Source organism: Brevundimonas sp. FV1ps31S (genome assembly GCF_058681265.1).
Map to the genome: position 1 here is coordinate 1,371,288 of NZ_CM178735.1, position 14,588 is coordinate 1,385,875.

Annotated in this window: 13 protein-coding genes; 7 read left to right on the plus strand and 6 right to left on the minus strand. The window is 63.6% G+C overall.

From position 1 onward, the window contains the following. Window positions 1-182: 182 nt before the first annotated feature. A complete protein-coding gene (locus ACVPT3_RS06390) occupies window positions 183-944 on the minus strand; it encodes a sugar transferase (protein WP_492043323.1) in 762 nt (253 codons plus the stop codon). Window positions 945-1,478: 534 nt separating this feature from the next. On the opposite strand from ACVPT3_RS06390, the gene ACVPT3_RS06395 reads away from it, so the two are divergent. From ACVPT3_RS06395 to ACVPT3_RS06425, 7 genes are all read left to right on the plus strand, one after another. Continuing rightward, window positions 1,479-1,625 carry a hypothetical protein gene (locus ACVPT3_RS06395; RefSeq protein ID WP_492043324.1) on the plus strand — a complete coding sequence of 49 codons (147 nt, stop codon included), beginning with the start codon at window positions 1,479-1,481 and terminating at the stop codon, window positions 1,623-1,625. Window positions 1,626-1,934: 309 nt separating this feature from the next. Continuing rightward, window positions 1,935-4,142 carry an AGE family epimerase/isomerase gene (locus ACVPT3_RS06400; protein ID WP_492043325.1) on the plus strand — a complete coding sequence of 736 codons (2,208 nt, stop codon included), beginning with the start codon at window positions 1,935-1,937 and terminating at the stop codon, window positions 4,140-4,142. Between the two features lie 117 nt (window positions 4,143-4,259). Continuing rightward, on the plus strand, window positions 4,260-5,336 hold the full coding sequence (gene gmd / locus ACVPT3_RS06405; RefSeq protein ID WP_492043326.1) for a GDP-mannose 4,6-dehydratase: 1,077 nt from the start codon (window positions 4,260-4,262) through the stop codon (window positions 5,334-5,336). Next, window positions 5,326-6,279 (plus strand): GDP-L-fucose synthase, encoded by a 954-nt coding sequence (gene fcl / locus ACVPT3_RS06410; protein ID WP_492043327.1) that lies wholly within the window; start codon window positions 5,326-5,328, stop codon window positions 6,277-6,279. Before gmd ends, fcl begins: the two co-directional genes overlap by 11 nt. 61 nt (window positions 6,280-6,340) lie before the next feature. Continuing rightward, the gene (locus tag ACVPT3_RS06415) at window positions 6,341-7,657 is read left to right on the plus strand and encodes a hypothetical protein (protein WP_492043328.1); all 1,317 of its coding nucleotides are present in this window, start codon (window positions 6,341-6,343) and stop codon (window positions 7,655-7,657) included. Between the two features lies 1 nt (window position 7,658). Next, window positions 7,659-8,543: a hypothetical protein gene (locus ACVPT3_RS06420; protein WP_492043329.1), complete on the plus strand. Its 885-nt coding sequence runs from the start codon at window positions 7,659-7,661 to the stop codon at window positions 8,541-8,543. Next, window positions 8,537-9,805, plus strand: coding sequence for a hypothetical protein (locus tag ACVPT3_RS06425; RefSeq protein ID WP_492043859.1), 1,269 nt, complete (start codon window positions 8,537-8,539; stop codon window positions 9,803-9,805). Before ACVPT3_RS06420 ends, ACVPT3_RS06425 begins: the two co-directional genes overlap by 7 nt. Window positions 9,806-9,809: 4 nt before the next feature. Here ACVPT3_RS06425 and ACVPT3_RS06430 read toward each other — a convergent pair whose 3' ends face one another. Genes ACVPT3_RS06430 through ACVPT3_RS06450 form a run of 5 tightly spaced genes read right to left on the minus strand, consistent with a single transcriptional unit; the run spans window position 9,810 to window position 14,551 of the window. Then, window positions 9,810-10,316, minus strand: a complete 507-nt coding sequence (locus ACVPT3_RS06430) for a DapH/DapD/GlmU-related protein (RefSeq protein ID WP_492043330.1) — start codon at window positions 10,314-10,316, stop codon at window positions 9,810-9,812. Between the two features lie 35 nt (window positions 10,317-10,351). Continuing rightward, the gene (locus ACVPT3_RS06435; RefSeq protein WP_492043331.1) at window positions 10,352-11,287 is read right to left on the minus strand and encodes a glycosyltransferase; all 936 of its coding nucleotides are present in this window, start codon (window positions 11,285-11,287) and stop codon (window positions 10,352-10,354) included. Next, a complete protein-coding gene (locus ACVPT3_RS06440; protein ID WP_050771625.1) occupies window positions 11,284-11,877 on the minus strand; it encodes a putative colanic acid biosynthesis acetyltransferase in 594 nt (197 codons plus the stop codon). Before ACVPT3_RS06440 ends, ACVPT3_RS06435 begins: the two co-directional genes overlap by 4 nt. After that, the gene (locus tag ACVPT3_RS06445; protein WP_492043332.1) at window positions 11,877-13,235 is read right to left on the minus strand and encodes a WcaI family glycosyltransferase; all 1,359 of its coding nucleotides are present in this window, start codon (window positions 13,233-13,235) and stop codon (window positions 11,877-11,879) included. The genes ACVPT3_RS06440 and ACVPT3_RS06445 overlap by 1 nt, the downstream gene beginning before the upstream one ends. Continuing rightward, window positions 13,235-14,551: a UDP-glucose dehydrogenase family protein gene (locus ACVPT3_RS06450; protein WP_492043333.1), complete on the minus strand. Its 1,317-nt coding sequence runs from the start codon at window positions 14,549-14,551 to the stop codon at window positions 13,235-13,237. The genes ACVPT3_RS06445 and ACVPT3_RS06450 overlap by 1 nt, the downstream gene beginning before the upstream one ends. Window positions 14,552-14,588: the final 37 nt, after the last annotated feature.

The window sequence follows — 14,588 nt, forward strand, 5'->3', positions numbered from 1 at the left end:
GGAGCGTCCTACGACACCCTATGCGGCCCGGCGAGTGTCAGTCCTTCACGGCGCGTTCGGGGCTCGTATTCAGATCGCGGCGCGTCGGCGCCTCGGCGAAGAGGCCGGCGCGGTCTTGGCGGCGGGGATTTGGGTGTCTAGACCTGCCGGACGTGCGGAGGCCGGCTGCGGGGAGCTTCCCCTCAGTAGGCGTTCGTCCGGCGCAGGACCATGGGAATGGTCCAGAGGATGATCTTCAGATCCTCTCGGAACGACCAGTGCTTCGCATATTCGACGTCGGCGTCGACCCGCTGGACCATGCAATCGATCGAGTGGATCTCGCCGCGGAAGCCGCAGACCTGGGCGAGGCCGGTGAGGCCGGGGCGGACCCTGAAACGCTCGGCGTAGCTGGGAATGAGCGACCCGTAGTGCCGATCGTGGGCCAAGGCATGGGGGCGGGGCCCCACGAACGACATGTCGCCCTTCAGGATGTTGATCAGTTGGGGCAGTTCATCGAGGCTCGTCTGGCGCAGGCTGGCGCCGATCCGGGTCACGCGTGCGTCGTCCTTGCGCGCGTGAGCGACGGCCTCGCCGTCCTCCACGACCGTCATCGTCCTGAACTTGTAGATGGTGAAGGTCTCGCCGTTCAGCCCGGTGCGGCGTTGCCGGAAGAAGACCGGACCTTTGGAGGTCAGGGCGACGGCGGCGGCGATCGCGGCAAAGGCCCAGCACAGTATCAGCAGGACGGCGAGCGCCAGGCCGATGTCGAACGCGCGCTTGAGCCCGGCGGAAAATTGGCGACGGGAAGGGGTGGCGCGCATCGAAGGCAGGCAGGGCAGAACCATCCGGCGCGACGTCGCCGACGCGATATACAGGGCCGATGTCGATGCGCCTGACGACGTCGTGTCGAACATGTTGATCCCTCGCGACCATAAGATCGCCCCTAACAAGTCGTTAAAACGCACTGAATGCTGCGGTGCAAGATCAATCTGTACTTGTATCTAAATGACGGTTTCGCCGTGATATTCGAACAACACAGATCGGCGAGCACGAAGACATCGCCGTGCCGTGCCGGATCGGAGCCCCGCCGTCCCTTGCGGTCCTGGAGCAGACTCGCGGGATCGCGGTTCGGTACATTCTCCGATCACGGAAGACAGGAGCCGGGCCGCCGGGTCGCCGGCTCGGCTGCCACACGCCGATGTCCGGCCGGCTTCGGCCGACGGAGCTGTGCGGCGAGCGCGGTCGGATGGTTTGTCGCGGAAGGCGCGAGCCGGAGCCTTTTGTTCGGTGGTCTCATCCATGCGATCCCGCCCGGGTGGGTTCGACCGAAGGCGGGAAAAGAGGCGAGGGATCGATCCGCAGCCCTCGAGCCGCTCGAAGCGGCCCGCGCGGGCGGACGGGCTTGGTCCAGGGGGCATAGGAATCGTTCGATTAACCCTACATTTTAGATTGGCAGACACCGGGAGGACCTAACGTCGACAAATCGAAGAGGCGCCGCCATGACCCATTGGGCCGAAAATCCAGCACACCCGTTGGCGCAAGCCAAGACGCGGATCCACCCGGCCGCGGTCGGTTATGGCCTCACGGCCGCCGCCTCCGTCGCGGTCTGGGGCGTATTGGCCCTCATGGCGATGATGGCGTTCTGACCGGCGCCTCGCCTTTCGTATGGGGGCGGTCCCGGTCTGACCGACAATGCGACGTCCAAGCCTTGGCGCGGGGCTTGTCCCGCTAAGTGAAGCGAGATGAGCGGCCGGACGGCGAAATGCCTTTGTGGGTGGGTGTCACAGGGGCGTTGGCGAATGACCCCGTGTCGCCGCCGATCCGTCGCTGAGCCTCTTGGGGGCGAGCGCCGGTCTCGATCGGCGATGCGGCAAACTTGTAACAATGATCTCCAAAGCTGAGGCCCAACCTTCCCTGGGCTTTTGCAGTGCAACACGTCGTGCAATCTGGCGTCCATGGGGATCTATCCGGTGATCATGTGCGGGGGCGCCGGGACGCGGCTGTGGCCCGCGTCGCGCCCGTCGCGCCCGAAACAGTTCATTCCGCTGTCGGGCAATCGCTCCCTGTTTCAGGAGACGGCCTTGCGGGTCGCGCCCTTGTGCGACGGCGGGGGCCGCCTGATCATCGTCGGCGGCGTGGCCCATCGGGACGCGATCGTCGAGCAGATGGCGGAACTCGGGCTGCAAGGCCAGATCTTGCTGGAGCCGGAGGCGCGGGATTCAGCGGCCGCCATGGCCGCTGCGGCGGCCTGGACGGCTCGGATCGACCCCGAAGGGGTCAACGTCTTCGTGGCGTCAGACCACCACATCCCCGATCATGACGCCTTCCGCGCCGCAGCCCTGGAGGCGGCCTCGGCGGCCCGTGAGGGTCGCATCGTCACCTTGGGCGTCAGGCCAGATACGCCGTCTTCGGCCTATGGCTATATCGCCCCGTCCGGCAACGGCTTGTCGGCGGTCAAGGCTTTCGTCGAGAAACCCGACGCCGAGACCGCCGAACGCCATATCGCCGACGGCTATCTGTGGAACAGCGGGAACTTCATCGTTTCGGCCGAGACCCTGCTGGCGGAGTTACGCAGCCTCGCGCCGTCCGTCGCCGCTGCGGCGACGGCCGCCCTTCCGATGGAGGCAAGCGGCGACCTCGCCGTCTTGTCGCCGATCTTCTCGACGGCGCCGAGGATCTCCATCGACTATGCGGTCATGGAAAAGACCCGGCGCGCCTCGGTCCTGGCGGTCGACTTCGCATGGTCGGACCTTGGAGCCTGGGATGCGGTGGCGGCGACGGGGGAGGGCGACCTTGGAGCCTTCCTGTTCGAGGACGCCGAAGCCTGTATGGCGCGTGCGCCTGAGGGGATCATGGTCGCCGCCATCGGCGTCCGCAACCTCGCCATAATCGCCGAGCGCGACGCGGTGCTGGTCTGCGACCTGAGCCGCAGTCAGGATGTCAAGAAACTCGTCGAGCGGATGAAGACGGCGTCGCCGCAGCATCTCGATTTTCCATCGAGGGCCCCGGAAGGACTGGCAGAGGGCGGCCGGCGGTTCGCCGACTGGCTGCGTCTGCGCGCCCTGCCGCTGTGGGGCGCCGCGGGTCAGGCCGAGAGCGGCGCCTTTGCGGAACTGCTCGCATTGGATGGCCGGCCCATTGCGTCTCAACGGCGCGCGCGGGTGCAGGGCCGCCAGGTCTTCGTCTTCTGCGAGGCCGGTCGCCAAGGCTGGAACGGGCCGTGGCGATGGATCGTGCGTCAAGGCCTGGCGTGCCTGGAAGCCCACTATCTACGCAGCGACGGGCTGATGAGGACGCTTCTTGATGAGACGGGCCGTCCTCTGGACGAGACGGCCCTGCTCTATGACCAAACCTTCCATATGCTGGTGCGGGCCGCCGCGTCGCGCGCCGACGTCCAAGGCGACCACGCCGCCGTCGCCCGTCAGGTGCGCGACCTCCTGCTGGCCCAGGCCCCGGCCGAGGGCGGGCTGATCGAACAGGACGCCCAGCCCTACCAATCGAACCCCCACATGCACCTGTTGGAGGCCTGTCTGGCGTGGGAGGAGACCGGCGGCGACGTCGGCTGGACGCAACTGGCTGACCGGATCGTCGCCTTGGCCCTGACCCGGTTCATCGATCCCGAGCGCGGGTGTCTTCGCGAATTCTTCGCGCCCGATTGGTCGCCCGCCGTCGGCGAAGACGGTCGGCGGGTCGAACCTGGACACCAGTTCGAATGGGCCTGGCTTCTGGCCCGTTATGGTCGGGCGCGGGGCGATCCGGCGGCGATCAACGCCGCCCGTCGTCTGCATGGCCATGGAGAAGCGGGGATCGCCGTGCGGCGACAGGTGGCCGTCGATGCGATGGACGACGCGGGCGCGGTGATCGGCCGTCGGGCTCGGCTATGGCCGCAGACCGAGTGGATGAAGTCGGCCCTGTTGTTGGCGGAACTGAGCGAAGACGGGGAGCGAACCGCCTTGCTCGAAAGCGCCGCGGCGGCCCAGAGAGCCCTGTGGCGCTACCTGACGCCGGACGGACTGTGGCGGGACAAACTCCTTGAGGACGACCGCTTCATCGATGAACCGGCGCCCGCCAGTTCCCTCTATCATATCCTCGGCGCCTATATTCAGCTCCGGGCGACGGCCAATAGTGTTGGAATGGACGCCGATCTGCTTCGTTTGGACTAAGTCGTCGCGACTGGCGCCCTCGTGATGTGCGGCGCAGCAATTTGAATCGCTTCGATGAGAAGACATTGTTATCATAGGTCTGTCGGCCCAAGGGGGAACCGACCACCGGGGGGATGCATGGCTACGGACTCGAATGGCAAGGTTGCGCTCATCACCGGCGTGACGGGGCAGGACGGCGCCTATCTCTCGGAGCTATTGCTCGAGAAGGGTTATACGGTTCACGGCGTGAAGCGTCGGTCGTCTTCGTTCAATACGGGGCGGATCGACCATATCTACCAGGATCCCCACGAGCAGCATCCGCGCTTCGTCCTGCACTATGGCGACATGACGGATTCGACGAACCTGATCCGGATCATTCAGCAGGTTCAGCCCGACGAAATCTACAACCTGGCGGCCCAGAGCCACGTGCAGGTGTCGTTCGAGACGCCTGAGTACACGTCCAATGCGGATGGGACCGGGACGCTGCGGTTGCTCGAGGCGATCCGTATACTCGGGCTGGAGAAGAAAACCCGGTTCTACCAGGCTTCGACGTCCGAACTGTACGGCAAGGTGCAGGAGGTCCCGCAGTCGGAGACCACGCCCTTCTATCCCCGGAGCCCCTACGCCGCCGCCAAGCTCTATGCCTATTGGATCGTGGTGAACTATCGCGAGGCCTATGGCGTCCATGCCTCGAACGGCATCCTGTTCAACCACGAGAGCCCGCTACGCGGCGAGACCTTCGTGACGCGGAAGATCACGCGCGCCGCCGCCGCCATCAAGCTGGGCTATCAGGACAAGCTGTTTCTGGGCAATATCGACGCGAGGCGCGACTGGGGTCATGCGCGGGAATACGTCCGCGGCATGTGGTTGATGCTGCAGCAGGACGAGCCGGACGACTATGTTCTGGCGACCGGCGAAACCACCCTCATCCGCGACTTCGTCGCCGAGGCGTTCAAACAGATCGACGTGACCCTGCGCTGGGAAGGCGAGGGGATCGACGAGAAGGGGATCTGCGTCGCAACGGGGCGTGTCTATGTCGAGATCGACCCCCGCTACTTCCGTCCGACCGAGGTCGAATTGCTGATCGGCGATCCGTCCAAGGCGCAGCGCCAGCTTGGTTGGTCTCACGAGACCAAGTGGCAGGCGCTGTGCGCCGAGATGGTCGCGGCCGATCTGGTCGTCGTCGCAAGGGAGCAACGGCGCAATGCCGAGTGAGGTCATTTTCCCGCTGTCGGGCAAGCGGGTGTGGGTCGCCGGCCATCGCGGGATGGTGGGCTCGGCCATCGTTCGCCGCTTGGCCGACGAGAACTGCGAGGTCGTCACCGCCACCCGCTCCGAGGTCGATCTGAAGAACCCGTCAGAGGTCAACGCCTTCGTCTCCGACAGAAAGCCCGACGCCGTCTTCATGGCGGCGGCCAAGGTCGGCGGGATCCTGGCCAACGACACCTATCCGGCCGACTTCCTCTACGACAATCTGATGATCGCGGCGAACGTCACCGAAGCGGCCTATCGCAACGGGGTCGGCAAGATGCTGTTCCTGGGCTCCAGCTGCATCTACCCCAAGCTGGCGCCCCAGCCGATCCCGGAAGACGCCCTGCTGACCGGCCCGCTGGAGCCGACCAACGAATGGTATGCGATCGCCAAGATCGCCGGCATCAAACTGGCCCAGGCTTATCGTAAACAGCACGGCTGCGACTTCATCAGCGCCATGCCGACCAATCTGTACGGACCTGGAGACAATTTCGACCTGAACACCAGCCACGTCCTGCCCGCCCTGATCCGTAAAGCGCACGAAGCCAAGGTCGCCGGCGCCGACCACCTCACTATCTGGGGCACGGGCGCGCCGAGGCGCGAGTTCCTGCACGCCGACGACTGCGCCGACGCCTGCGTCTTCCTGATGAAACATTATTCGGACTTCGAGCACGTCAATGTCGGCTCGGGCGAGGATATCGCCATCCTCGATTTGGCGAAGCTGGTGTGCGAGGTTGTGGGCTTTGATGGTGAGATCCGCACCGACCCAACCAAGCCGGACGGGACGATGCGCAAACTGATGAGCGGCGACAAGCTGAAGGCCATGGGGTGGTCGGCCCGGATCGGGCTGAAGGACGGGGTGCGTGACACCTACCGGACCTTCCTGACCGTCACCGGGGCCGCGTGACGATGGCCGAAGGAATCCTGCGCTTATGTCTGCAATAGTATCTGCGTTAATCGTCATCGGATTGACGCTGCTGAGCGGCGCGACGATTTATTTAGTTGCCAAAACTAAACTAGCGAGTATTTCCTTCTTTGATGGATTGCTTGTTGGCGCTTGCTTTTACTTGATAGTTCCTCTTTGGTTCTCAGTTTTTGGCCAAGATTTGTTTCTGTGGCGAGAGTTGAGAGCTCCACAGTATAAAATACTGGATGATGTTTCGACCACAGCGGTTGTCTTCGTTGGGTGGCTGATTGTCATCATGCTCAGCGCCCTGACAAGGATGCCGGGTTCTGTAGAGCGGTCGATCACGAACTTGCGACCACCAAGATTGAGTCTGCTGGTATTCATCGTAGGTTTGTATGTGACGACTTCGGTGGTCACTTTTGCGCTTTCGGGTCGAAGTGCGGGCGGCCACTGGGTCGAAGCCAATGAGATGGCGGCGGGAAACGCGTTTTTCGTCATCATCAGCAACTTTCAAAACGTATACAAGATCGCGATCTTTGCTGCTCTAGCTTCCCTCATTGCTTCGGGCCGTCTCGCTCGCCGTCAGGTGTTCATTATAGGGCTTGGGTTGGCGCTGTTTGATACGGCAATCACTTTCAACAGAATCTCGTTCGTCTATCTGATTATCACAGCGCTGTACGTATACAGACCAAAGCCCATCATTCTGGTGCCGGCAGCATTGTTTATGGCCCCGATCATAACTTTCGTTAGCAGCTTCTGGACGGTATTCCGGGGCGTAGCGCTGCTCAATGGTGCGAGCCTTTCAGGAGCGTCCAGCGCTTTCCGGGTCGCCACAATCTCCGTCGGACGTGATGCAAACTCGATCCCGCTGATGCTGAATTCGATTTTCGAGGCGTCAAACCTGTCAGTTCTCAAAAGCGTCATATCGTCGGTGCCTGACACTCTGTCTCCACTGTGGGGATCAACCTATGTGGTCCGATCGGTAACGTTCTTCATTCCCAATTCGTGGTGGGACGGTAAACCGCCCCCGTTCGGCACGATACTTGGCAAGCTTATCCAGAACCATCAGCATCTCTCCCTGAACTCCACGTTATTCGGTGAGGTGTACGCCAATTTCTATTACTTATGGCCGCTCGCTTTCGCTTTGAGCCTGTATGTCGTTGGGAGTCTCTTCGACGCCACCAGGCGTCTCGGGCAGGTTTATCCGGCCATCGGATTCTTCGCTGGTTTCGCCTTGTGGAGATTTGGCTTCTCGTTCGCCGTCATTGCGCTGTTCGTGACGGTGGTCACTGCCGTCGCATACCAGATGCTAAGCGTGAGAATCGCGCGGGATTATCGTCCGGCAAGGCGTCCGATGCGCCGGTCACAGGTGCAATGAGATGAAACCCGTCTTCTATCCCGTCCTTGGCGCCGTCGCTGACCTGGGATTTGTGCGCGTATCGGGCGCGGGCCTCGGCAATGGGTTCTTTGCGTATTTCAATGCGGTGGTTCTTGCGCAGTTAACTGGCGGACGCGTGATTTCCCCCGCTTGGCAATCTATCAAGCCTAGCCGCCTCCTGCGGCTGCGTGGCGGCGAACGGGGGTATTGGCGTCTCTTTCGTCGTCACCCCAAGGAAGTCCAGGGACTAGAAAAGGCCTGGCTCCTTTGTCGACGGTCGGGGACAATCAATGCGCCCCAATCGGTGACCGCAGCCGGGATCAAAGGGGTGTGGAACGTCACTTGTGATCCCTTCACCTTCTCAGGCCTGCAAGACGATCGTGAGATGATCAGGAAGCGCCTGCTCGAAATCGCGACGGACCAGCCGCCGGCCGATCATCGTTGGGGCGGCGGCGATTACGCCGCCCTGCACGTCAGGCTTGGTGATTTCGGGCAACCTCCCACAGAAGAAGTTCTGGCATCCGGGGCGGTAAACAATCTGCGTATTCCGCTAAGCTGGTACGTTGGTGTCGTGCGGCACCTGCTCAGCACCCACCCCAATCGACCGGTTCATGTCGTGTCTGATGGTGGGGCCGAGGAACTCGCTCCTCTGCTAGAGGCAGGCGCTACGCTGTTGCGAACCGGGTCGGATCTGGGCGACCTGTATGCACTCGCCGGAGCGAGTCTTCTGGTGGGTTCAAACTCAACCTATTCGCGCTGGGCCGCGTTCTTGGGGAATATGCCCAGTATCTGGCTGAAGACCCAGATACAGGCTGAGCAGCCCACTGGCGCTACGACGCCCATTCACTATGTGGGACGGGACGAAGCAATATCGGTCGCATGGTGAGCTTGAAATCCCGGCTTTCGGGCCACGGTGGAAAGCTAGTTCTGTCATTGCTGGCCAATGTGCTGGCCAAAGCTCCGGGACTGATTGCGACCCTCGTCCTTTTGCCGATCATCCATCGCGCTCTAGGCGTCGGTCCCTACAGCGCCTTTCTGGCGGCATTAGCATTAGCCGGGCTGTTCTCTATACCGTTCAATGGCTTGGGCGTCATCGGCCGACGCGCCATGGGAGAGGCACAGGCGGAGCGAGCTCCGGACAAGGAAGCAAACGCTGCCGTCAGTCAGTTTCTTCTGGCGCTGATTATAGCGGTTCCCATCATGACGGGCGCTATCGTCGTTTGGCTGACGGGCTACGCGGGGATGAGCTCGGCGGTAATCGTGGTGATTGGCCTAACCGCCATCCTTTTCAACACATTCGACAATATCCGTGGCTCCTATAACGAGCACTATGTCACAGCCACATTGCAGTTCGTGGCGCAGGTGTGCATCTACACTGCAGCCCTTTTCGCGGTACCGATGTTGGCGTTTCCAGTCATCGCCGCCATGACATTGCAAGGGCCGATGATCGTTGCCAGTCTTTGCACAGGCGTCGCCTTGATCCTGCAACGGCCGTATCTCTTACACGGCCGCCCCGTCCTTTTGCGGCATATCGGCTCCCGCGCCATTGTTGTCGCGATCGCAGACGGCGCACTGATGGGCGCCTTGAACTTCAGCGTAGTCTGGATGGCAGCGGTGAGTGACCCGGCAGCCAGTGCCTGGTACGGTACGGTCTGCCGCCTGTTTCAAGCCTTCTTGGCTCCCGTGCTGCTACTGCTGTTTCCGCTCGGCAACTATCTCATTGTCAGCTGGCCCGGCTTCAGTAACGAAAAGCGGCGCATGATCTCCCGCCTTCTGACAGGATTCGCCATCCTCTACGGCCTGGGCGTGGGGGTCGCTATGGTGTTGGTGGGCTATGTCTATCTACCGCGCGTCATGAACCTCGCGCCGCCGACATCGATCTTGATCACCCTGCCGATCTTTATCTTCTTAGCCGCGATAATCGCCCAGAAAGCCTATGCCTCGGTTGCCTATCTCGTTCTAGATGGAGACCGGCTGTCAGCAGTATCAGCCATCATCGTCGTGCTTGGCGTGCTGATTGCCGTAGCCAGCGGCCTGATCTTCTCGCCGATCGTGACGCTGGGCGTGTTATCGCTCGTCATCGGGCTGCCGTTGTTTGTATCGATCGCCGTGAATTCCGTCCGGTATGAGAAGCAGCGCCTGAAATGAACCGTCAGGTCTGACGGGCGTCCAGAAGGCGCTGATGTTCTTTTTGCTGGTCCGGTGAAAACCGCTCGCCGATCCGCATGGCGGGATTTCCAGCGACGATCTCATAGGCCTCGACGTTCCGGCTGACAACGGCGCCGGCGGCAACGATCGCGCCCCGGCCGATGGTGACGCCGCTGAGGATGGTCGCATTGAAGCCGATCCAGACGTCGTCGCCGATCTGGACCGCGTCGCGAACATCGCGCGGTCTCGATTCCGGTTGGCCCAGGGTCGTGGCCCGGGAGATCGGTACGCCGATCTGGCCGGCGTCATGCTCGTACCGGCTGACGATCCCGACCTGGCTGGCGATCATGACGCCCGAGCCGATGGTCCCGTTGCAGGATATCCAGACGTTCGTGCCGATTGCGACCTCGCGACCGATGGTCAGCCCGTCGACCGCGTTGATGAAACAACCCGCCCCGACCTGAAGATCCGGCGCGAAGACGACGTTCCGGCGCACCGCGAGGCGACGCATCAGCCGTCGGTAGACAGGTTTCAGCAGGGACCGGATCAACGGAATCCTCCGCGAAGTTTGCGCTTCACAAGACGTTTGATCATGCCGAGCCTGGCCAGAACCACCTGGACCCGCGCATCCCGGCTTTGGCGCATCAGGTCCAGCGCGGGGAAATCGACTTCGGCCGTGGCGGGCCAATCACCGACCTCGGCGTTGGTCGGAAGGTCCGTTCCAAGCAGAAGCTTGTAGGGGTTGAGCGCGCTGGCGTGCGTGCCGCCCTTGCCCACGCCGATGTTGGTGACATAGCGCCGGGTTGGGAAGACAGACACCCCGCCTTCAGAGAATATCTTCTGATGCCAGCGGATGAACCAGCTGTCGACCAGCCCCTTCTGGGCCAGCTCGAGGAGATCCGAGGCGCTGCTCAGGCCATCGACGTCGAAGAAGCGGCGGAAGCTTCGCGACCGCAGGGCGGCTTCCGGGACCACTGGCTGGTCGAACTCGAACCGGTCCCAGGCCCGCTTCCAAGTAGCCCAACCCCACGGGTGGGCGAAGGGGATGCAGACGGCCCGGTTCTCACGCATCAGCTTGGGGTGCTGGTAGGTATAGCCGCAGATGCTCCAGACGCGGGGCTCTTCGGCGTAGCGCGTCAGTCCCTCGAGAAAGTAGGCCAGGGCGGACGGCGCCAGAACCAGGTCGTCCTCAAGCACGATGGCGTGGCCATGGCGCGCGCACACGTCGGAGACGCCGGCGTAGATTGACCGGCGAAGCCCCCGGTTCTGTTCGGCGGCCACGATGCGCCAGCTCGGCATGGCGGCTTCGCGCGCGACGCGCAAGGTCTGGGCCACGAGCTCACCCTCAGCAGCGGACCTGGGCCCGTCGATGAAGATGGTGACTTCGGCATGGGCGAATTCCGGACAGGCGGACAGGCTGTGCAGGAGCCGCCCGAGGCTGGCGGGCCTGTTGAACGCGAAAATGGCCAGGGCGGCTTTCATCGCGCGTCGCCGATCGGGTCCGACGGGGCGGCCGTGGTCACCCTGGATCGGATCCAGGCGAGCGGCGTCCCTGCATAGACGCCGTAGGGCTCGGTGTTGTGACGCACGACGCTCCTGGCGGCGATGACCGAACCCCGGGCGATGGTCACGCCGGGGTGGACGAAGGCGCCGGCGGCGATCCAAGCCTCGTCTTCCACAGTGATGGTCTCGGCGAAGATGTCGAAGGCCGGGGCGGCCATGTCGTGTGACCCGGTGCAGAGGTAGCAGTACTGGGAGACGACAGCGTTGTCGCCAATACGGATCGCCCCCAATGTGTAGAGCTCCACCCGGTCTCCGACCCAGCTATAATCTCCGATCCTAAGCTTCCATGGGTAGGTGATCCTGACGCTGGGGCGGATCAACACACCCTTGCCGATCTCAGCGCCAAACAATCGCAAAAGCCAGTTTCGCCAACCGTACATAAATTGTGGTGAGCAGGCGAACAGCGTCGCTTGCGCCAGCCACCATAGCTGAACCACCACAGCCGACCGCCCTCTAAATCCCGTGGGGGTATGGAAGCGAGATAGATCCTGCACAACAGCTTCGGTCATCAAGGCTTCTCCGGCGCTAGCGCCATTACCGCCGCGAGGCTCGCTTCAAACGCGTCGATGATGGCGCTCTTCTTCCAGCGGGTTTCCGCGCGGCGGCGGCCGACGGCGCCCAGGGTGCGGCGCAGGTCGGGGGCGGCGGCCAGGCGCAGGAGGCCGGCGGTCATGGCCGGGGCGGTCGGTTCGACGGCCAGGCCGCAGCCCTCGACCTCGGCGGCCAACCCGGAACCGGGGGCGGCCATGGCGACGACCGGCCGTCCCGAGGCCAGCATGCCCGTCAGTTTGGACGGCAGGACCAGATCCGCCGCCTCGGGCCGCTGGGGCAGCAGGTGGATGTCAGCCGTGCCCAGCAGTTCGCCGAGCCGCTCCATCGGCTGAAGTGGCAGAAAACGCACTGTGTCCATGCCCTGGCAGGCCGTCTCCAGCGCCGCCCGGGCCGGACCATCGCCACACAGCAGCAGGGTCACCGGCGCCTGGGCTGTCCGCAGCTCGGCCGCGACCTGACCTAGGGCGTCCAACCCCTGTTTTCCGGCCATATTGCCGGAATAGAGAGCAACGATCCGCTCGGGGCATATGTTCAGTTCGCGCCGATAGTCCGTGTTCGTGGAGGCGAAAACCGGGACGGCGTCGACATCGACCCAGTTTCGGAACTCGACCGCCCGTTCGGCCGCCACGCCCTTTGCGCCCAGACGCTGAACCATGGCGGGCGAGATGCTGGACACTCTGCTGAACCGACGCAGGAGTCCGGCCTCCAACCCCAGGGCGACGCGTCGTGCGAACCGGTTGCTGAGCAGACCCAGGTCAAACGCGGCGTCCACCTCGAAGTCCTGGATATGCAGCCAGCTGGCTGCGCCGGCGACCTTGGCTGTTATTAAAGCTGTCGCAGCGGCGGTCAGGGTAGGGGCGACGGCGAAGACCAGATCCGGCTTGAAACGGCGCGCTACGCCGATCGCCGTCGGGGCTGCCGCCGCCCCGAAAGACGACAGATGCGCGACCCGCTTGAGACCTGACGGCTCAGACGGCACATAGAGGGGCGTGCGATGGATCGCCACGCCGTTCAAGGTCTCGCGCGTCCAGCGTCCGCCTGAATAGCCGGGCGAGACCTTCCACGCCGGATAATAGGGCGCGCCCGTCACCACCTCGACCGCATGGCCCCGCGCAACGAGATCTTCGGCCAGTTCCGTGGTGTATTTGGCGCAGCCGACGAGCTCCGGGGCGTAGTTCAGGGCCACGATCAGAATACGGCGGCGCGGCGAAGCGGCCCATTTGTCGGCACGCTCGCCGTCGGGCGGCGAGGGATCGATCCCCGACTGTGAGCGGGCAGCAAGAACTGGACCTTTGTCGAGGATCGGGGTTTCCATCAGCCGCGCCCGATACCCGAGTATCTGAAGCCCTGGCGTTCCATGTCCTCGGACCGGTACACGTTCCTCAGATCGATCAGCACCGGCTGCGCCATCAGGCCCTTGACCCGGTCCAGGTCCAGGGCCCGGAACTGGTCCCATTCGGTGATGATGACGACGGCGTCGGCGCCTTCGACGGCGTCATAGGCGTTGGCCTTCATGACCACGTCCGGCAACAGCTTGCCGGCCTCGTGCATGCCCTCGGGGTCGAAGGCCTGGACCCGTGCGCCGGCGGCGATGAGGGCCGGGGCGATGTCCAGCGACGGGGCGTCGCGCATGTCGTCGGTGTTGGGTTTGAAGGTCAGGCCCAGCAGGGCGATGGTCTTGCCCACGACGCTGTCGCCCAGGGTCGTCTCGACCCGGCCGGCCATGGCCTTCTTGCGCGCGTCGTTGACCTCGACCGTGGTCTCGATCAGCCGCACCGGCGCGCCGTACTGCTGGGCCGTGCGGACCAGGGCGATGGTGTCCTTGGGGAAGCAGGAGCCGCCGTAGCCGGGGCCGGCGTGCAGGAATTTCGAGCCGATCCGCTTGTCCAGGCCGATGCCGCGCGCGACCTGCTGCACATCGGCGCCGGCGGCCTCGCACAGGTCGGCCATCTCGTTGATGAAGGTGATCTTCATCGCCAGGAAGGCGTTGGCCGCATATTTGATCAGCTCCGACGTGCGCCGGCCGACGAACAGCAGGGGGCTCTCGTTCAGGTTCAGCGGACGATAGAGTTCGCTCATCACCTCTCTGGCGCGCGGCGCCGTCTCGCCGTCGTTGACGCCGATCACGACCCGGTCGGGGCGTTTGAAGTCGCCGATGGCGGCGCCTTCGCGCAGGAACTCCGGGTTGGACACGACGGCGAAGTCGGCGTTCGGATTGACCCGGCGGATGATGGCCTCGACCTCGTCGCCGGTGCCGACCGGCACGGTGGACTTGGTCACCACCACGGTGAAGCCGTCGATCAGGCCGGCGATCTCCTCGGCCGCCGCATAGACATAGCTCAGGTCCGCATGGCCGTCGCCGCGGCGGGTCGGGGTGCCGACGGCGATGAAGACGGCGTCGGCGTTGCGGATTGCCTCGGCGCTCTCCAGCGTGAAGAACAGCCGGCCTTCCTCCACGTTGGCGGCGACCAGATCGTCCAGGCCGGGTTCGAAGATCGGGATCTCGCCCCGCTCCAGCCGTTCGATCTTCGACGGGTCCTTGTCGATGCAGGTCACCACATGGCCGAAGTCGGCGAAACAGGCTCCAGACACCAGGCCCACATAGCCTGTGCCGATCATTGCGACGCGCATCTAGAATCCCCGCAGCTCTAGATCGACATTGCATATT

What these genes read in the sequence shown, in the direction of transcription:
- ACVPT3_RS06395 (WP_492043324.1), top strand. Translation starts at nt 1,479, where the DNA reads ATGACCCATTGGGCCGAAAATCCAGCACACCCGTTGGCGCAAGCCAAG.
- ACVPT3_RS06400 (WP_492043325.1), top strand. Translation starts at nt 1,935, where the DNA reads ATGGGGATCTATCCGGTGATCATGTGCGGGGGCGCCGGGACGCGGCTG.
- gmd (WP_492043326.1), top strand. Translation starts at nt 4,260, where the DNA reads ATGGCTACGGACTCGAATGGCAAGGTTGCGCTCATCACCGGCGTGACG.
- fcl (WP_492043327.1), top strand. Translation starts at nt 5,326, where the DNA reads ATGCCGAGTGAGGTCATTTTCCCGCTGTCGGGCAAGCGGGTGTGGGTC.
- ACVPT3_RS06420 (WP_492043329.1), top strand. Translation starts at nt 7,659, where the DNA reads ATGAAACCCGTCTTCTATCCCGTCCTTGGCGCCGTCGCTGACCTGGGA.
- ACVPT3_RS06425 (WP_492043859.1), top strand. Translation starts at nt 8,537, where the DNA reads ATGGTGAGCTTGAAATCCCGGCTTTCGGGCCACGGTGGAAAGCTAGTT.
- ACVPT3_RS06430 (WP_492043330.1), bottom strand. Translation starts at nt 10,316, where the DNA reads ATGCGTCGCCTCGCGGTGCGCCGGAACGTCGTCTTCGCGCCGGATCTT.
- ACVPT3_RS06435 (WP_492043331.1), bottom strand. Translation starts at nt 11,287, where the DNA reads ATGAAAGCCGCCCTGGCCATTTTCGCGTTCAACAGGCCCGCCAGCCTC.
- ACVPT3_RS06440 (WP_050771625.1), bottom strand. Translation starts at nt 11,877, where the DNA reads ATGACCGAAGCTGTTGTGCAGGATCTATCTCGCTTCCATACCCCCACG.
- ACVPT3_RS06445 (WP_492043332.1), bottom strand. Translation starts at nt 13,235, where the DNA reads ATGGAAACCCCGATCCTCGACAAAGGTCCAGTTCTTGCTGCCCGCTCA.
- ACVPT3_RS06450 (WP_492043333.1), bottom strand. Translation starts at nt 14,551, where the DNA reads ATGCGCGTCGCAATGATCGGCACAGGCTATGTGGGCCTGGTGTCTGGA.